Annotated in this window: 19 protein-coding genes and 1 pseudogene; 14 read left to right on the plus strand and 6 right to left on the minus strand. The window is 68.7% G+C overall.

The features are described 5' to 3' along the window. Positions 1 to 697, plus strand: a pseudogene (mbtG, locus tag ADBZ6K_RS23850) (NADPH-dependent L-lysine N(6)-monooxygenase MbtG); the annotation flags it as partial. Here mbtG and ADBZ6K_RS23855 read toward each other — a convergent pair. Beyond that, positions 694 to 1,020 carry a type II toxin-antitoxin system VapB family antitoxin gene (locus ADBZ6K_RS23855; protein ID WP_526351349.1) on the minus strand — a complete coding sequence of 109 codons (327 nt, stop codon included), beginning with the start codon at positions 1,018 to 1,020 and terminating at the stop codon, positions 694 to 696. The pseudogene mbtG and the gene ADBZ6K_RS23855 overlap by 4 nt on opposite strands. Positions 1,021 to 1,171: 151 nt before the next feature. Here ADBZ6K_RS23855 and hrcA point away from each other — a divergent pair, with 151 nt between their 5' ends. The 4 genes from hrcA (at position 1,172) to ADBZ6K_RS23875 (ending at position 4,514) form a co-directional block, all read left to right on the plus strand. Beyond that, positions 1,172 to 2,203 (plus strand): heat-inducible transcriptional repressor HrcA, encoded by a 1,032-nt coding sequence (gene hrcA, locus ADBZ6K_RS23860; RefSeq protein WP_526351351.1) that lies wholly within the window; start codon positions 1,172 to 1,174, stop codon positions 2,201 to 2,203. A 42-nt stretch (positions 2,204 to 2,245) separates the two neighbouring features. Continuing rightward, positions 2,246 to 3,388 (plus strand): molecular chaperone DnaJ, encoded by a 1,143-nt coding sequence (dnaJ, locus tag ADBZ6K_RS23865; protein ID WP_526351353.1) that lies wholly within the window; start codon positions 2,246 to 2,248, stop codon positions 3,386 to 3,388. Between the two features lie 5 nt (positions 3,389 to 3,393). Further along, positions 3,394 to 4,167 carry a 16S rRNA (uracil(1498)-N(3))-methyltransferase gene (locus ADBZ6K_RS23870; protein WP_526351355.1) on the plus strand — a complete coding sequence of 258 codons (774 nt, stop codon included), beginning with the start codon at positions 3,394 to 3,396 and terminating at the stop codon, positions 4,165 to 4,167. Positions 4,168 to 4,280: 113 nt separating this feature from the next. Further along, positions 4,281 to 4,514: a hypothetical protein gene (locus ADBZ6K_RS23875; RefSeq protein ID WP_526351357.1), complete on the plus strand. Its 234-nt coding sequence runs from the start codon at positions 4,281 to 4,283 to the stop codon at positions 4,512 to 4,514. 92 nt (positions 4,515 to 4,606) lie between these two features. Here ADBZ6K_RS23875 and ADBZ6K_RS23880 read toward each other — a convergent pair whose 3' ends face one another. Then, the gene (locus tag ADBZ6K_RS23880) at positions 4,607 to 5,011 is read right to left on the minus strand and encodes a hypothetical protein (protein WP_526351359.1); all 405 of its coding nucleotides are present in this window, start codon (positions 5,009 to 5,011) and stop codon (positions 4,607 to 4,609) included. Positions 5,012 to 5,028: 17 nt separating this feature from the next. Between ADBZ6K_RS23880 and ADBZ6K_RS23885 the strand changes: the two genes are divergently transcribed. The 5 genes from ADBZ6K_RS23885 to era all read left to right on the plus strand — a co-directional run bounded on the left by ADBZ6K_RS23885 (position 5,029) and on the right by era (position 9,363). Continuing rightward, positions 5,029 to 6,051 carry a PhoH family protein gene (locus ADBZ6K_RS23885; protein ID WP_526351430.1) on the plus strand — a complete coding sequence of 341 codons (1,023 nt, stop codon included), beginning with the start codon at positions 5,029 to 5,031 and terminating at the stop codon, positions 6,049 to 6,051. After that, complete coding sequence (gene ybeY, locus ADBZ6K_RS23890) at positions 6,048 to 6,584, plus strand: rRNA maturation RNase YbeY (RefSeq protein ID WP_526351361.1); 537 nt, start codon at positions 6,048 to 6,050, stop codon at positions 6,582 to 6,584. Before ADBZ6K_RS23885 ends, ybeY begins: the two co-directional genes overlap by 4 nt. Beyond that, positions 6,581 to 8,032 (plus strand): CNNM domain-containing protein, encoded by a 1,452-nt coding sequence (locus ADBZ6K_RS23895; protein WP_526351363.1) that lies wholly within the window; start codon positions 6,581 to 6,583, stop codon positions 8,030 to 8,032. Before ybeY ends, ADBZ6K_RS23895 begins: the two co-directional genes overlap by 4 nt. Then, positions 8,025 to 8,342 (plus strand): cytidine deaminase-like protein, encoded by a 318-nt coding sequence (locus ADBZ6K_RS23900; protein WP_526351365.1) that lies wholly within the window; start codon positions 8,025 to 8,027, stop codon positions 8,340 to 8,342. The genes ADBZ6K_RS23895 and ADBZ6K_RS23900 overlap by 8 nt, the downstream gene beginning before the upstream one ends. A 100-nt stretch (positions 8,343 to 8,442) precedes the next feature. Continuing rightward, positions 8,443 to 9,363 (plus strand): GTPase Era, encoded by a 921-nt coding sequence (gene era / locus ADBZ6K_RS23905; protein ID WP_526351368.1) that lies wholly within the window; start codon positions 8,443 to 8,445, stop codon positions 9,361 to 9,363. Here era and ADBZ6K_RS23910 read toward each other — a convergent pair. Continuing rightward, entirely contained in the window at positions 9,360 to 10,787 is a 1,428-nt protein-coding gene (locus ADBZ6K_RS23910; protein ID WP_526351432.1) for an amidase, read from the minus strand. The two genes, era and ADBZ6K_RS23910, sit on opposite strands and share 4 nt — an antisense overlap. Here ADBZ6K_RS23910 and recO point away from each other — a divergent pair. From recO to ADBZ6K_RS23925, 3 genes are read left to right on the plus strand one after another with little or no spacing between them, the layout of a single operon-like run. Further along, positions 10,786 to 11,631, plus strand: coding sequence for a DNA repair protein RecO (recO, locus tag ADBZ6K_RS23915; protein ID WP_526351370.1), 846 nt, complete (start codon positions 10,786 to 10,788; stop codon positions 11,629 to 11,631). The two genes, ADBZ6K_RS23910 and recO, sit on opposite strands and share 2 nt — an antisense overlap. Then, positions 11,576 to 12,463, plus strand: a complete 888-nt coding sequence (locus ADBZ6K_RS23920; RefSeq protein WP_526351372.1) for a decaprenyl diphosphate synthase — start codon at positions 11,576 to 11,578, stop codon at positions 12,461 to 12,463. The genes recO and ADBZ6K_RS23920 overlap by 56 nt, the downstream gene beginning before the upstream one ends. 48 nt (positions 12,464 to 12,511) lie before the next feature. Continuing rightward, a complete protein-coding gene (locus ADBZ6K_RS23925) occupies positions 12,512 to 12,937 on the plus strand; it encodes a hypothetical protein (protein ID WP_526351374.1) in 426 nt (141 codons plus the stop codon). Here ADBZ6K_RS23925 and ADBZ6K_RS23930 read toward each other — a convergent pair. Beyond that, complete coding sequence (locus ADBZ6K_RS23930) at positions 12,926 to 13,324, minus strand: Fur family transcriptional regulator (protein WP_526351376.1); 399 nt, start codon at positions 13,322 to 13,324, stop codon at positions 12,926 to 12,928. The two genes, ADBZ6K_RS23925 and ADBZ6K_RS23930, sit on opposite strands and share 12 nt — an antisense overlap. After that, positions 13,321 to 13,692: an ArsR/SmtB family transcription factor gene (locus ADBZ6K_RS23935; RefSeq protein WP_526351378.1), complete on the minus strand. Its 372-nt coding sequence runs from the start codon at positions 13,690 to 13,692 to the stop codon at positions 13,321 to 13,323. Before ADBZ6K_RS23935 ends, ADBZ6K_RS23930 begins: the two co-directional genes overlap by 4 nt. 73 nt (positions 13,693 to 13,765) lie before the next feature. On the opposite strand from ADBZ6K_RS23935, the gene ADBZ6K_RS23940 reads away from it, so the two are divergent. Further along, complete coding sequence (locus ADBZ6K_RS23940; protein ID WP_526351380.1) at positions 13,766 to 15,160, plus strand: glycine--tRNA ligase; 1,395 nt, start codon at positions 13,766 to 13,768, stop codon at positions 15,158 to 15,160. A 101-nt stretch (positions 15,161 to 15,261) separates the two neighbouring features. On the opposite strand, the gene ADBZ6K_RS23945 is transcribed toward ADBZ6K_RS23940, so the two are convergent. Beyond that, positions 15,262 to 17,259 carry a TPM domain-containing protein gene (locus tag ADBZ6K_RS23945; protein WP_526351382.1) on the minus strand — a complete coding sequence of 666 codons (1,998 nt, stop codon included), beginning with the start codon at positions 17,257 to 17,259 and terminating at the stop codon, positions 15,262 to 15,264. Between the last annotated feature and the right edge of the window lie 85 nt (positions 17,260 to 17,344).

The following is a 17,344-nucleotide window of genomic DNA, read 5'->3' on the forward strand; positions in this document are numbered from 1 at the left end:
CCGGGTCGCCGTGATCGGTGGTGGCGAGACCGCGGCATCGATGCTCAATGAGCTTTTCCGGCATCGGGTTTCGACCATCACCGTGATCTCACCGCAGGCCACGCTGTTCACCCGCGGGGAGAGCTTCTTCGAGAACACGCTGTTCTCCGACCCCAGCCGGTGGGCCGAGCTGACACCGGACGAGCGCCGAGACGCCATGGCCCGCACCGACCGCGGCGTGTTCTCCGCCAGGGTGCAGGAGGCGCTGCTGGCCGACGACCGCATCAGGCACCTGCGGGGCCGGGTCGCGCACGCGGTGGCCAGGGAGGACCGGATCCGGCTGACGCTGCAGACCGATCGGGCCAGCGAGCGCGTCGAGACGGTGCACGGCTTCGACCTGGTCATCGACGGTTCCGGCGCCGACCCCCTGTGGTTCGTCCCGCTGTTCGGCCAGGACGGACTCGACCTGCTCGAGCTCGGTATCGGCGCCCCGCTGACGGGCGAGGCTCTGCAGGACGCCATCGGGTACGACCTGGCTGTCACCGACGTCAGGCCGAAGCTGTTCCTGCCTGGATTGGCCGGACTGACCCAGGGCCCCGGATTCCCCAACCTCAGCTGCCTCGGGCTGCTGTCCGACCGGGTGCTGAGCGCCAGGGACCGGCCGGCGGCCGATCGTTCGCAGAGGAGCCTGCGCGAGGCCGCCGGCCGGCAGCCCTAACGCCCGAGGCTGACCTGGTGCGACAGCGGCAGGTCCATGTCGAACAACCGCGCGTGCAGCACCGTCCGGTTGCGTAGCGCCGCGCGGACCGCCCGGTGCAGCCCGTCCTCGAGGTAGACCACGCCGTGCCAGCGCACCGCATGCGGGAACAGGTCGCCGTAAAAGGTGGAGTCCTCAGAGAGCAGCCGGTCCAGCGCCAGCACCGTCGTGGTGGTGACGAGCTCGTCCAGGCGGATCTGCCGGGGCGGAATGCGCGACCAGTCGCGATAGCTCAATCCGTGGTCGGGATACGGCTTACCGTCGTGCACACCCTTGAAGATCATCGGCGGCCCTTTAGGTGACTCGTACCCCCGCAACTATGGCTCGGCTAGCAAGACTAACCGAGTCGGCCACCCAAACGCTCGCTCGGGCGGTATCCGGCCTGTTGATGGCCGTAAAATGGGCGACGAACACGCCGGAAGGGGTGGGTGAACCATGGGTAGTGCCGACGACCGGCGCTTCGAGGTGCTGCGCGCCATCGTCGCCGACTTCGTGGCCACCAAGGAACCGATCGGCTCGAAATCGCTCGTCGAGCGGCACAACCTCGGGGTTTCCAGCGCGACCGTGCGCAACGACATGGCGGTGTTGGAGGCCGAGGGCTACATCACCCAGCCGCACACCAGCTCAGGACGGATCCCCACCGAGAAGGGCTACCGCGAGTTCGTCGACCGTCTCGACGACGTCAAGCCGCTGTCCACCTCCGAGCGCCGCGCCATCCTGTCCTTCCTGGAGTCCGGGGTCGACCTCGACGACGTCCTGCGCCGCGCTGTTCGGTTGCTGGCCCAGCTGACCCGGCAGGTAGCCATCGTCCAGTACCCCACGCTGTCGACCTCCTCGGTGCGCCACCTCGAGGTCGTCGCGCTGACGCCGGCTCGGCTGCTGCTGGTGGTGATCACCGACACCGGTCGGGTCGATCAGCGCATCGTCGAGCTGGGCGACGCGATCGACGAACACCAGCTTGGCCGGTTGCGGGAACTGCTAGGCCAGGCGCTGGAGGGTAAGCCGCTGACGGCGGCGTCGATCGCGGTCTCCGACCTGGCCAGCAGCCTCAACGGCCACGGCGGCCTGTCCGATGCCGTCGGGCGCTCGGCCACCGTCCTGGTCGAGACGCTCGTCGAGCACGTCGAGGAGCGGCTGCTGCTCGGCGGCACCGCCAACCTCACCCGCAGCAGCGCCGATCTGGGTCCGTCCCTTCGATCGGTCCTGGAGGCGCTGGAAGAGCAGGTGGTGGTGTTGCGACTGCTTGCGGCGCAGCAGGAGACGGGTAAGGTCACCGTGCGCATCGGCCACGAGACGGAGGCCGAGCAGATGGCGGGCACGTCGGTGGTCAGCACCGTGTACGGCACGTCGAGCAAGGTGTACGGCGGTATGGGCGTGGTGGGTCCCACCCGGATGGACTATCCGGGAACCATCGCCAACGTCGCGGCGGTTGCTCTCTATATCGGCGAAGTTCTAGGCAGCAGATAAAGCTGCCGTACGGCCGCGTCAAGCGGTGGGAAAGGTACAGGCGTGGCACGCGACTATTACGGGCTGCTCGGGGTGAGCAGGGGCGCCAGCGAATCGGAGATCAAGCGCGCCTATCGGAGGCTGGCTCGCGAGCTGCACCCCGACGTCAACCCCGACGAGGCGGCGCAGGCCCGATTCAAGGAGATCAGCGTCGCCTACGAGGTGCTCAGCGATCCCGAGAAGCGCCGCGTCGTCGACCTCGGCGGTGATCCGATGGAGTCCGCGGGCGCCGCCGGTAACGGGTTCGCCGGATTCGGCGGGCTGGGTGACGTGTTCGAGGCCTTCTTCGGCGGTGGCACCACGTCGCGGGGACCCGTCGGGCGCGTCCGGCCCGGCTCCGATTCACTGCTGCGCCTGCGTCTGGACCTGAGCGAATGCGCCACCGGCGTGACCAGGCAGGTCACCGTCGACACCGCGGTGTTGTGCGACCTGTGCCAGGGCCGGGGCACCAACGGCAGGTCGACCCCGGTTGCCTGCGACACCTGCGGCGGCCGCGGCGAAATCCAGACTGTGCAGCGGTCCCTGCTCGGACAGGTGATGACGTCGCGGCCCTGCCCGGTGTGTGGCGGCGTGGGTGAGGTCATCCCCGATCCCTGCCATCGCTGCGGCGGCGACGGCCGGGTACGGGCCCGCCGGGAGATCAGCGTCAAGATCCCGGCAGGCGTCGGCGACGGGATGCGCGTGCGGCTGGCCGCCCAGGGCGAGGTCGGGCCGGGTGGAGGCCCCGCTGGTGACCTGTACGTTGAGGTCCACGAGAAGGCCCACGACGTGTTCGTCCGCGACGGAGACGACCTGCACTGCACCGTCTCGGTGCCGATGGTCGACGCCGCGCTGGGCACCGCGGTCACCGTCGACGCGATTCTCGACGGTCCGACGGAGATCACCATCGCCGCGGGCACCCAGCCCGGTTCGGTGACAACACTGCGTGGCCACGGCATGCCCCATCTGCGTTCCGGAGTGCGCGGCGACCTGCATGCCCATATCGACGTGGTGGTGCCCTCCCGGCTGGACCACACCGACATCGACCTGCTGCGCAAGCTGAAGGACAACCGCACCCGAGACGTCGCCGAGGTCCGGTCGTCTCAGTCGTCGTCGGGCTCGGGTGGTCTGTTCAGCCGGCTGCGCGATACATTCACCGGCCGCTAGCGATCGTGACCGACGATCCCGATCGCGCAGGGTTTCGGGCGGTCTTCTACGTCGAGGCGCTGCCCGCCGCGGGCGAGCTGGTGGTCCTCGACGGCGATGAAGGCTTCCACGCGGCCAATGTCCGGCGGATCCGCCCCGGCGAGCGCCTCGACATCGGGGACGGGGCAGGTGCGGTAGCGCACTGCGTCGTCGAGGACGCAGGCAAGGCCCGGCTCTCAGCGCGGGTGCTGCGCCGCGAGGACGTGGGCCCGCCGACGCCGACCGTGACCGTGGTGCAGGCGCTGCCCAAAACCGATCGTTCCGAGCTGGCCATTGAGCTGGCCACCGAGGCCGGTGCCGACGCATTCGTCGCCTGGCAGGCGGCGCGTTGCGTGGCCCGCTGGGACGGGCCGCGCGCCGAGAAGGGACTGCGCCGCTGGCGCGCCGTCGCCCGGTCGGCCGCCCGCCAGTCCCGCCGAGCCTGGATCCCGCCGGTGGACGGTGTGGTGTCGACCGCCGAACTGGTGCACACCGTCGCCGACAACGTCGGGTCCGGCGGCGTGGTGCTGGCCCTCCACGAGTCGGCGAGCGGCCCGATCACCGGCGTGCCCTTCGCCCAGGCCGACTCCGTGACGGTGATCGTCGGACCAGAGGGCGGCATCTCCGACGACGAGATCGCCGCGCTGTCCGGCGCGGGTGCCACGCCTGTGCGCCTCGGGCCGACGGTGCTGCGCACGTCGACCGCCGCCGCCGTTGCGCTCGGCGCGCTGGGCGCACTCACCCCGCGGTGGGCGGGCTGACGCCTCACGTGGAGGCCGGGCTGACGCCTCACGTGGAGGCCGGGCCTGCGCGGGGCTAAAGTTCGGAAATCGGCGCATCGGGGCGTTGGCACTGCTGACGTGGAGGACCGATTATGAGCACCGCCGACTACACAGTGCGCTGTGAAACCTGCCTCGTCGTGATCCGGCTGGGCGTCGTCGCCGCCGACCGCACGCCCGACGATGTCCGGCTGATCCAGGCGCTCAATGAACTGCTGGTCGACTACGGCTGGTTACCGACCCGGTCGGGTCGCTACTGCCGCACCCATGCCGCCGCGATTCGCGTCCGCCCGCGGACGCGAAGAGCGAATAAGACCCCGCGGACGTGAGGAGCGAATTAGTGCCGCGCGGACGTGAGGAGCGAATTAGTGCCGCGCGGACGTGAGGAGCGAATTAGTGCCGCGCGGACGTGAGGAGCGAATCAGTGCCGCGCGGCCCGGACTAACCGTCGGTTAACGCCCCCTCGTCGCCCGGTGCGTGCACGTGGGCCGTCCTGCGCAGCGGCGGCCAGCAGCGCCGTCTGCGCCTGCGTCACCGGGACGGTGACGTTCACATGCAGGGTCTCCGCCAGCTGCACCCGAGAGGTGTCGCCGAGACCGGCGTCCACCATTTCCGCGTCGAGGACCAGCGCGCCGAGCTGCGCGGCGGCCAGGGTGGCGACGATGGCGCGCCCGATTCCTGCGGCGCCGCCGCAGACCAGCACGGCGCGCTGCGATGTGGATACCAGGGGATTATCGCCGTTCGGACGGTTAACGGCTGGGACGTGACGGTGCCCGGCGGTAAACTGAGTCAGCACCCAGCAGCAGTCGACACGCACGAAGAACACAGAAAGCAGGCACTTCGCTGGCTCCCGATACCTCGGACTCTCCGGTACGCAGCAGCATCAATGTTCCGCCTGACCATGTCATGGGCCTGCTGGGTTCCGCCGACGAGAACCTGCGTGCCCTCGAGAGCCTGCTGGCCGCCGACTTGCACGTGCGTGGCAATGCGCTGACCCTGTCCGGTGAACCGGCCGATGTCGCGCTGGCCGAGCGCGTGGTGTCCGAGCTGATCGCGATCGTCGCCGCCGGCCATCCGCTGACCCCCGATGCGGTGCGCCACAGCGTCGCGATGCTCACCGGCACCGGCGACGAATCGCCCGCCGAGGTGCTCACGCTCGACATCCTGTCGCGGCGCGGCAAGACCATCCGGCCCAAGACGCTCAACCAGAAGCGCTACGTCGACGCCATCGACGCCCACACCATCGTGTTCGGTATCGGGCCCGCGGGCACCGGCAAGACCTACCTGGCGATGGCCAAGGCCGTCCGCGCATTGCAGACCAAACAGGTCAGCCGCATCATCCTGACCCGGCCCGCGGTGGAGGCGGGCGAACGGCTGGGCTTCCTGCCCGGCACGCTCTACGAGAAAATCGATCCCTATCTGCGGCCGCTCTACGACGCGCTGCACGACATGATGGATCCGGAGTCGATTCCGAAACTCATGAGCGCCGGGGTCATCGAGGTCGCGCCGCTGGCGTTCATGCGCGGTCGCACCCTCAACGACGCGTTCATCATTCTCGACGAGGCGCAGAACACCACGCCCGAGCAGATGAAGATGTTCCTGACCCGGCTCGGGTTCGGGTCGAAGATCGTCGTGACCGGCGACGTGACGCAGGTCGACCTGTCGGCCAACGCCACCTCGGGGCTGAGGGCCGCGGTGCGGATCCTCGACGGCATCGAAGACATCCACTTCGCCGAACTGACCAGCGCCGACGTGGTGCGTCACCGGCTGGTGTCCGAGATCGTGGACGCCTACGCGAAGTTCGAGGAGCCCCCGCTCGCGAACCGGGCCGAGCGGCGTGCCGGCGGAAGTAGGCCGCGCCGGTGACCATCGAGGTGTCCAACGAGTCGGGCATCGACGTCTCCGAAGAGGAGCTCATCAGCGTCGCGCGATTCGTCATCGCGAAGATGAATGTTCATCCCGCGGCTGAACTTTCGATGGTGTTGCTCGACACGTCGGCGATGGCGGACCTGCACATGCGGTGGATGGACCTGCCCGGGCCGACCGACGTGATGAGCTTTCCGATGGATGAGCTCGAGCCTGGCGGCAGACCCGACGCACCCGAGCCGGGTCCTGCCATGCTGGGCGACATCGTGCTGTGCCCCGAGTTCGCGGCGAAACAGGCCGAGACGGCCGGGCATTCACTCGGCCACGAACTCGCGCTGCTGACCGTCCACGGCGTGTTGCATCTGCTCGGCTATGACCATGCCGAGCCCGACGAGGAGAAGGAAATGTTCGCCCTGCAGCGTCAGCTGCTCGAGGAGTGGGTGGCCGATCAGGTCGAGGCCTACCACCAGGACCGTCAGACCGAGAAGGATCGGCGACTGCTCGACAAGTCCCGATACTTCGACGAACCGTGACCGGCATAGCCCCGCTGCTGGGCGCGATCGTACTCATCGCTCTCGGCGGGATGTTCGCGATGATCGACGCGGCGATCAGCACCGTCTCGATGGCCAGGGTCGACGAGCTCGTCCGCGAGGAGAGGCCGGGTGCGGCGCGCCTGGCCCGGCTGATGGCCGAACGGCCGCGCTACATCAATCTGATTGTGCTGCTGCGGATCACGTGCGAGGTGACCGCGACCGTGCTGCTGGTGGCCTACCTCGACGGCCGCCTCGGGGTGGGTTGGGGCCTGTTCACTGCGGCCGCGATCATGGTGGTACTCAGCTTCGTGGCGGTCGGTGTCGGGCCGCGTACTCTCGGCCGCCAGAACGCCTACAGCATTGCGCTGGTCGCGGCCTGGCCGCTGCAGGCGATCTCGGTTTTGCTGACCCCCATCAGCAGGCTGCTGGTACACCTCGGCAACGCGCTGACCCCCGGCCGCGGGTTCCGCAACGGCCCGTTCGCCTCCGAGATCGAGCTGCGGGAGGTGGTCGACCTGGCCCAGCAGCGCGGTGTGGTCGCCGACGACGAGCGCAGGATGATCCAGTCGGTGTTCGAACTCGGCGACACCCCGGCTCGCGAGGTGATGGTGCCGCGCACCGAGATGGTATGGATCGAATCCGACAAGACCGCGGGTCAGGCCACGTCGCTGGCGGTGCGCAGCGGGCACTCCCGCATGCCGGTGATCGGGGAGAACGTCGATGACGTCGTCGGCGTGGTGTATCTCAAGGACCTGGTCCAACAGACGTACTACTCCACCAACGGCGGCCAGGACACCCTGGTGTCGCAGCTGATGAGGCCCGCGGTGTTCATGCCCGACTCCAAGCCGGCCGACGACCTGCTGCGCGAGATGCAGCGCACCCGCAACCACATGGCCCTGCTGGTGGACGAATACGGGGCGATCGCCGGGCTGGTGACCATCGAGGACGTGCTCGAGGAGATCGTCGGTGAAATCGCCGACGAGTACGACATCGACGAGGTCGCGCCGGTGGAGGAGCTGGGCGATCACCAGTTCAGGGTGTCGGCGCGGCTGCCCATCGAGGATCTCGGCGAACTGTTCGACATCGAGTTGGACGACGATCTGGACGTCGACACCGTCGGCGGCCTGGTCGCCCTCGAGTTGGGCCGCGTGCCGCTGCCGGGCGCCGAGGTGACCTGGGACGGGTTGCGCCTGCGCGCGGAGGGGGGACAGGACCATCGTGGCCGGATGCGCATCGGCACGGTGCTGGTCAGTCCGACCGATCCGCCGGAACCCGAGGACGACGCCGACGGCGATGAGCCAGCCAAAAGGGCGCGTGGTGATGAGCCGGCCCGAAAGGTCAAGAAAGGCGACGAGACGGCCACCAAAAGGGCGCGTGGTGATGAGCCGGCCCGAAAGGTCAAGAAAGGCGAAGAGATGGCCACCAAAAGGGCGCGGGGCGATGACTGAACTGGGTTCCGAAGACGCCAAACTCGTGGTTCTGGCCCGCGGCGCGATGGGCAGGGCGGAGGCCGGTAGCGGCGCGGCGGTGCGCGACCTCGACGGCCGCACCTATGCCGGCGCGCCCGTCGCCCTGGCCGCCCTTGAGCTCAGCGCACTGCAGGCCGCCGTCGCCGCTGCGGTGTCCAGCGGGGCCATCGGGCTGGAGGCCGCGGTTCTGGTCGGCGGCTCGGCCGACGATGCCGGGGTGACCGCGGTCCGTGAACTCTCGCCGGACGCGGCGATCATCGTCACCGACCGCGCGGGCGGGGTGCTGTGACCGGCCGACTGATGGACCGACACCGCCGCGAGGGTAACGTCACGGCGCGATTCCGGGCCGAACCCCGCCATTACGTTACGCTCGGTGAGCGGGGCCTGCGGTGAGCGATGGGACGGAATTCCGTTCGGGGTTCGTCTGTTTCGTCGGTAGGCCCAACACCGGCAAGTCGACGCTGACCAACGCGCTGGTCGGTACGAAGGTGGCCATCACCTCCAACCGCCCGCAGACCACCAGGCATACCATCCGGGGCATCGTGCACCGGGAGGATGTCCAGATCGTCCTCGTCGACACACCCGGCCTGCACCGGCCGCGCACGCTGCTGGGTCAGCGGCTCAACGATCTGGTCAAGGACACGTACTCCGAGGTCGACGTCATCGGCATGTGCATCCCCGCCGATGAGGGGATTGGGCCGGGGGACAGGTGGATTCACCAGCAGATCCGCGCGGTCGCGCCGAACACCACCCTGGTTGCCGTGGTGACCAAGATCGACAAGGTGGCCAAGGACCGGTTGGCCGCGCAGCTGATGGCCGTGGCTGAGCTCGCCGGGCCCGACACCGAAATCGTTCCGGTGTCGGCGACCAGCGGAGAGCAGCTCGATGTGCTGGTCGACGTGCTGGCCGCGCAGCTGCCCGAGGGGCCCGCGTTCTATCCGGACGGCGAACTCACCGACGAGCCCGAAGAGACGCTGATGGCGGAGCTCATCCGGGAGGCGGCGCTCGAAGGGGTTCGCGACGAGCTGCCGCACTCGCTGGCGGTGGTGATCGACGAGATCATTCCACGGGAGGGCCGGACCGAGGAGCAGGGGGAACTGGTTGACGTCCATGCCACGCTCTACGTCGAGCGTGACAGCCAGAAGGGCATCGTCATCGGCAAAGGCGGCGCGCGGCTGCGCGAGGTGGGCACCGCGGCGCGCATCCAGATCGAGAAACTGCTCGGCACCAGGGTCTACCTCGACCTGCGGGTCAAGATCGCGAAGAACTGGCAACGCGATCCCAAACAGCTTGGGCGGCTTGGCTTTTAGTCGATTACCGAATCCCGGCGGCCGGCCGGCGTGTTCCACCACACGTCGGGTTGTACGCTCTCCCAGCCGTTGATCGCTTCGAGTTCGGCGGCCAGCGAGATCAGCTGGCCTTCGCTGTTCGCGGGCCCCATCAGCTGCACACCGATGGGCAGGCCGTCTGAGGTGAAGCCGGCGGGCACGTTGATCGACGGCCAGCCGACCAGATTCCACGGCCAGGTCACGGGGCATGCGCGGATGATCGCGCGGTCGGTGGACAGTCCGCCGCGGTGGTCGAAGTCGTACAGCCGCGGTGGTGGCTGCGCGGTGGTGGGGGCGAGTACCACGTCGGCGAGGTTGAAGATCCAGCCAAGGCGGCGCTGGGCTTCGGTCTCGTAGGCGCGTGCCCGGCGCAGAACGCTCTGTGACAGCAACCGGCCGAGCCGGATGTTGCCGACCGTGCGGTGGTCAAGGGGCACATCGCCGAGCCGCTTGTGCCAGTCGAGCATCCCGGCCGTTGCTCGCGCCAGGAAACTCCACGACATGCGCAGGCCGTAGTCCGGATCGTTGGCGACGACGGTGTGGCCCAGTTGTTCGAGCTGACCCGCGACGGTGCCGAGGGCCTGCCGGATGTCCGGATGCAGCGTGGCAGGAAAAAGCGTGAACGGGAAGCTGGTGGACATCGCGATCCGCAGCGGACCCGGTGCCACGCTGACGTAGTCCGACACGGTGACCCGCGGCGGTTTATGCAGATCGCCGTCGACGTTTCCCGATGCGGCGTCGAGCACCAGCGCGGCGTCGCTGACGGTACGGGCCAGCACCCCGTTGACGGTGATCCCGTTGAACGCCTCCGGCAGCGGCCAGGTCGAGATGCGGCCGCGCTGCGGTTTGATCCCGACGAGGTGGGTCCATGCCGCGGGGATCCGTACGCTGCCCGCCCCGTCCGAGCCGATCGCCGCGGCCACCAGGCCCGCCGCGACCGCCGCCGCGCTGCCGCCCGACGATCCGCCGGGGGTGTGCCTGCGCGACCACGGATTGCGGGTGTGGCCGAACGCCTGCCCGCTGGTGAATGGCCACTGGCCCAGTTCACAGGTGTTGGTCTTGCCGACGATGACGGCGCCCGCGGCGCGCAGCCGTCGTACCACCTCGGCGTCCTCACGGGCCGGCGGGACGTTGCCGTCGACGCCGAACCTGGTCGGCACCCCGGCGACGTCAACGTCGTCCTTGACCGCGATCGGGATCCCCAGCAGGGGCAGCCGTTCACGTGCAGCGATCGCCGGACCAGTTCGGTGGATGTGACGGTGCCCGCGGAGAGTTCGAACAGCTGTTGGGCGACGGTCGGAAAGGCGGCGCCCGAGTATCCGTGGGGGAAGGACTCGGCCATCCCGGGTAAGCGTACGGCTCTGCTTACCGGGTCCTGTCGGGCGGCGGTGGGACACTGGGCCGATGCGGCTGTATCGGGACCGGGCGGTGGTGCTGCGCCAGCACAAGCTCGGCGAGGCCGACCGCATCGTCACCCTGCTCACCCGCGATCACGGGCTTGTGCGCGCGGTGGCCAAGGGGGTTCGCCGCACCCGCAGTAAGTTCGGGGCCCGGCTGGAGCCGTTCGCCCATATCGACGTTCAGCTGCATCCCGGCCGCAACCTCGACATCGTCACCCAGGTGGCCGCCATCGACGCGTTCGCCACCGACATCGTCAGCGACTACGGCCGTTACACGTGTGCCTGCGCGGTCCTGGAGACCGCCGAGCGGCTGGCGGGCGAGGAGCGGGCGCCGGTGCCCGCGCTGCACCGGCTGACCGTCGCAGCGTTACGGGCCGTCGCCGACGGCAGCCGCCCCAGGGAGCTGGTGCTGGACGCTTACCTGTTGCGCGCCATGGGGATCGCGGGATGGGCGCCCGCGCTCACCGAATGTGCCCGGTGCGCGGCCCCCGGTCCGCACCGCGCGTTCCACATCGCCGCGGGCGGCAGCGTCTGTGTGCACTGCAGGCCGTCCGGGGCGGTGACGCCGCCGCAGGGGGTGTTGGATCTGATGGCCGCACTGCACGACGGTGACTGGGAGCACGCGCAGGCGACACAGCAGTCGCATCGCAGCCAGGCCAGCGGATTGGTCGCCGCGCATCTGCAGTGGCACCTCGAACGCCAGCTGCGGACGTTGCCGCTGGTCGAGCGCGCGTACCGGGTCGATCGCGCGGTCGCCGATCACCGGGTGGCAGTGTTCGGGCAGAATTCGCCGCATGGCGATCAAACGGCAGGGCAAGACCAGCTACCCTCAACTGCCTCTGGCGCCTGACGACTATCCGACCTTTCCGGACAAGTCGACGTGGCCCGTGGTGTTCCCCGACCTGCCGCCCGTCCCCGGCGGCGGACCCCGCCGCCCGCCGCAGCACACCTCCAAGGCCGCCGCCCCCAAGATCCCGGCCGACCAGGTGCCCAATCACGTCGCGGTGGTGATGGACGGAAACGGCCGCTGGGCGAAGCAGCGGGGGCTGCACCGCACGGAAGGCCACAAAATGGGTGAGGCGGTGCTGATCGACATCACCTGTGGCGCCATCGAAATCGGCATCAAGCATCTGACCGTGTATGCGTTCTCCACCGAAAACTGGAAGCGCAGCACCGAAGAGGTCCGATTCCTGATGGGTTTCAACCGTGAGGTGGTGCGCCGGCGCAGGGAGAACCTCGACGCGATGGGGGTGCGGATGCGCTGGGTCGGCTCGCGCCCGCGGCTGTGGCGCAGCGTCATCAAGGAGTTCGAGATCGCCGAGGACATGACGTTCAACAACGACGTCATCACCATCAACTATTGCGTCAACTACGGCGGCAGAACCGAAATCGCGGAAGCCGCAAAGCAAATCGCGAAGGAAGCCGCGGACGGCCTGATCAACCCGGACCGCATCACCGAGGCCACCATCGCCGCGCACCTGCACCGCACCGACATCCCGGACGTCGACCTGTTCATCAGGACGTCCGGGGAGCAGCGGGCGAGTAACTTCCTGCTGTGGCAGGCCGCCTACGCCGAGTTCGTGTTTCAGGACAAGCTCTGGCCGGATTACGATCGTCGGGACTTGTGGGCGGCGTGTGAGGAGTACGTGAACCGCAATCGCAGATTCGGCCGAGCCGAATGATCGAGCAGAGCGGCCGAGCCGAATGATCGAGCAGAGCGGCCGAGCCGAATGAACCTCCAGGAGCGGTTGGTGACCGTTCTGGACGCGGTCATGCCGATCCAGCGCGAGGATGACGGCGCGCTCACCGTGCAGCACGACGGCACCTTCGGGTCGCTGCGCGTGGTGACCATCGCCGAGGGGCTGGAGCTGGTGTCGCTGACCCAGGTGCTGGCGTGGGATCTGCCGCTGGACGCCAAGCTTCGGGCCGCGGTCGCCGAGCATGCGCACCACACGCTGTTGGGCACGGTGTCGCTGGCCACGAAGGCCGGCCATGCGGAGACTGCCGCCGCGGCCAAGCGCAATTCGAAGAAGACCGCGGATGTCCTGTTGCGCTACAACTTTCCCGCCGCGGGTCTGACCGACGACGCGCTGCGCACACTGATCGTGATGGTTCTGTCCAACGGCGCGGACGTGCGCAGGGCGCTAGTGTCCTGACGCGCAGCCGCTGCAGACGCCGAAGATCTCGACGGTGTGGCTGACGTCGGAGAAGCCGTGCTCGCGGGCGACGTCGGCAGCCCACGACTCGATCTGGCGGGCCTGCACTTCCACGGTCGAACCGCAGACGCGGCAGACCAGATGGTGATGGTGGTCGTCGGAGCAGCGCCGGTAGACCGATTCGCCGGTGTCGGTGCGCAAGGTGTCGACGAGGCCTGCCGCCGCCATCGACTGCAGGGTGCGGTACACGGTCGTCAGGCCGATCCCCTCGCCGCGGCGGCGCAGTTCGTCGTGCAGTTCCTGGGCCGACCGGAAGTCGTCGAGGTCGTTGAGCAGTTCGCTGATCGCCGCCCGCTGGCGCGTCGAGCGCACCCCGGTCCCGCTCACCGTCGGTCCTCGCTGGCGTGGGCGACGGCGTCGACCACGATGTGGGCGAGGTGGTGGTCGACAAGCCGGTAGAGCACCTCGCGGCCGGACCGCTCACTGGACACCACGCCTGCCTGTTTGAGGATCCGCAGATGCTGGCTGACCAGCGGCTGGGGCACTTCCAACGCGTCGACCAGCTCGTGCACACACCGCTCCGCCTGCTGCAGCTGCAACACGATCGCGATACGAACCGGGGCGGCCAGCGCGCGCAGGATCTCACCCGCCGCGTCGAGCACCTCGCGTGGGGGAAGGTCGGGCGGGGGCGTGGCGCCGTGGAGGTGGCCGCCGAGCGAATTGGAAATGGTTTTCATTTGAGTCTGAGAATACATGCGCCGCCACGCATGTCAACGCTGATGGACGCGCGGCGAGGGCCGCCGACGCCGGTCGCTACGCTGTTGCACCGTGGCCCCGTCTTCGTCGATCATCGACACCGTTGCAAACCTGGCCAAACGCCGAGGCCTGGTGTACCAGTCCGGCGAGATCTACGGCGGCACAAAGTCGGCGTGGGACTTCGGCCCGCTCGGTGTCGAGCTCAAGGAGAACATCAAGCGGCAGTGGTGGAGGTCCGTCGTGACCAGCCGCGACGACGTCGTCGGCCTGGACAGCGCGATCATCCTGCCGCGTCCGGTGTGGGTGGCGTCGGGCCACGTCGAGGTGTTCCACGACCCGCTGGTGGAGTGCCTGAACTGCCATCACCGGCACCGGCAGGACCACCTGCAGGAGGCCTACGCGGCCAAAAAGGGCCTCAGCGACCCCGATTCGGTGCCGATGGACGAGGTCGTCTGCCCCGACTGCGGCACCAAGGGGCAGTGGACCGAACCGCGCGACTTCAACATGATGCTCAAGACCTACCTCGGCCCCATCGAGACCGAGGAAGGGCTGCATTACCTGCGTCCGGAAACCGCCCAGGGCATCTTCGTCAACTTCGCCAACGTCGTCACCACCTCGCGGCGCAAGCCGCCGTTCGGAATCGCCCAGACCGGCAAGAGCTTCCGCAACGAGATCACGCCGGGCAACTTCATCTTCCGCACCCGTGAGTTCGAGCAGATGGAGATGGAATTCTTCGTCGAACCCGCCACCGCGGCCGAATGGCATCAGTACTGGATCGACACCCGGCTGCAGTGGTACGTCGACCTCGGCATCGATGCGGACAATCTGCGCCTCTACGAGCACCCGAAAGATAAGCTGTCGCATTACTCCGACCGCACGGTCGACATCGAATACAAGTTCGGCTTCCAGGGCAACCCGTGGGGTGAACTCGAAGGCGTGGCCAACCGCACCAATTTCGACCTGTCCACGCACTCCAAGCATTCCGGCGTCGACCTGTCGTACTACGACCAGGCCACCGACACCCGCTACGTGCCGTATGTGATCGAACCCGCGGCCGGGCTGACACGCTCGTTCATGGCGTTCCTCGTCGATGCCTATGCCGAGGACGAGGCACCCAACGCAAAGGGCGGTGTCGACAAACGCACGGTGCTGCGGCTGGATCCGCGGCTTGCGCCGGTCAAGGCGGCGGTGCTGCCGCTGTCCCGGCACGCCGACCTGTCGCCGAAGGCGCGTGACCTGGCGGCCGAGCTTCGCCAGAACTGGAACGTCGACTTCGACGACGCCGGCGCGATCGGGCGGCGCTACCGCCGCCAGGACGAGATCGGCACGCCGTTCTGCGTGACGGTGGACTTTGATTCGCTCGAGGACCACGCGGTGACGGTGCGTGAGCGTGATGCCATGACCCAGGACCGGGTTGCGCTGTCGGAGGTGTCGGACTACCTGGCAGTGCGCCTCAAGGGCTGCTAGTTCTCTTCTGGCTTCTTCCTTCTTGGCGCGAGCGTGCGTGTCGGTGCACCGACACGCCGCTGTGTCGGTGCACAAACACGCACGCTCGCCGGGAGGGAAATTTAGAAGCGCCCGCCGCCGCCGCTGTAGCTGCGGCCCGACGATCGTGACGATCCGCCGTAGGACGTCGGGCGTCCCGAACTGCGGCCGCCGCCGTAGCCGCCGCCACCGCCGAACCCGCCGCGCAGCACGTTGCCGATGATGATGCCGCCGATCACCGCGCCGATATCGGACCCGCCGCCGTTGCCGGGCCTCTGCGAGTAGGAGCGCTGCGCGGCCTGCACATCCTGATTCGCCAACGACTGCGCCTGCGCCGCCAGCATGGCCGCGCCGTTGGCGTGGGCTACCGCTTCCGTGGGATCGCTGGACCGCTTCGCCTGCGCGGCTTCCAGGTGTCGGTTGGCTTCGGCGAGCCGGGTGCGTGCCTCGGGGCCGATGCTGCCGCGGCGGGTGTCGATGAAGTCCGAGACCGCCTTGATCCGCGATTGCGCGCTGAACATTGCCTGGTCCAGTGAGCGGGCCAGGCGTTCGGCCGCATCACGTTGCTCGTGAACGCTGGCCAGCAGGCGGTCGAGGTCGGCGTCGGCCTTGGTGAGCCGGGTGAAAGTGCCGAGGGGATCGGCGGTTCCGTTCTTGTTGGCCTCGGCCACCGCCGCGGCCGCCGCGTCGCGGGCCGAGGAGAGCTCGGCGGCCTGCGGCGTATCGGGCTGTTGCAGCAGTGTGCCCGACTGGTCGATGCCGTTCTGGATATCGGCGATCGCGGCGGGCAGCCCGGCGACAGCCCGGTTGATGTCGGCGGCGGCGCTGTCCACCGCGTCGAGCAGCGTGCGGGCCTGACCCAACGCCGATTCGGCGGCGCGGACGGCATCCACCAGGCCGGTCTGTCCACCGGCCGGACGGGCGACGAGACCGCGGCCGGTGGTGATGTTGCGATCGGCGAAGGCCAGCCGTTCCTTGGCGGTGTCGACGTTGCCCGCCACCGAGGTCAGCGCGGCGGGGTCGAACTGTTGGTGCAACGCCCGCAGCGCCTGCTCCGACGGGCCGATGCGGGCCGTCAGGTCGACCATCTGCTGGGTCATCGAGTCCAGCCGTGTCGGCGCATTGATAACCAGGTCGCGCAGCTGTTCGAAGGCATCGCTGCGGGCTTCCAGTTCGCGGTCGGCCTTCGCGGCGGCCACCACCACCCGGGTGAGCAGGTCGCGCCGCTGCAGCGGGGTCTCGGGGATCGCGTCGTCGAGAATCTGGCGCACGTTGAACGCCTGCGCCAGCGCGGTTTTCGCGTTGGCCACCGCGTGGCTGAACGGCTCGGTCTCGCGCGACCCGAACTCCTCGACCGCAAGAGCGAGTTCACCGTCACTGGTGCGCACCGCGTTGTCGACATCGACGACGATCGATCGTGACAGGTCATCGAGCGCCTCCAGCGGCACCGACGCCAGCGCGTTCGGATCGGTCGGATCCACCCGCTTCGCGGCGGCGAACTCGGCTTCACGCCGCTTGCGTCGGCGTCGGCGCGACCACAGCCACAGCGCCACCACCAGGAGCAGCAGTATCACCAGCGCGATCACCATCGCCAGCGGCGACATCCCGGATCCGGACGAGGTGTTGAGACCATCGGCGGCCGCCACCGCCGCTCCCGCCCAATCTCCTTGCCTCAGCATGGGTTCGATGTCGTTGCGGCGGATCTCGGTGGCCCGCGAGGCCGCGTCCCCCGGCGCCGTCGAGGGCACCTGGAACGCATACTCGCGGGCCTCGGTGGCCACGGCGAGCAGCGCGTCATCGTCGCCGAAACCGCTCATCGTCATGGTGTTCTGCGCCCAGGTGGGGCCGCTCTGGCCTGCGAAGTCCGGTACGAACACGACCCAGAGCTGGATACGGCGGTCGTCGTACAGCTTGTCGACGGCGCCGCGCACCTGGTCGAGCTCCGAACCGGACAGCGCGCCCGCGTTATCGGTGACCTGTGTCTGCAGCCGGAACGGCGGCTCGGCCGTCGCGCCAGGGGCGATCAGAACCCCGACGGCCACAACGGCGAGCAGCATGGCCAGCAGGCGTGCGATGCGCATGGTGGCCAATGTAGTGACTCGTACCGACGTTCGATGCTGTCCTGGCGTGATCGGTCAGTCGGCTCGTGCCCGGTGCACCCTGGCA

The sequence above is a fragment of the Mycobacterium sp. genome (assembly GCF_044223235.1).
GTDB lineage: Bacteria > Actinomycetota > Actinomycetes > Mycobacteriales > Mycobacteriaceae > Mycobacterium.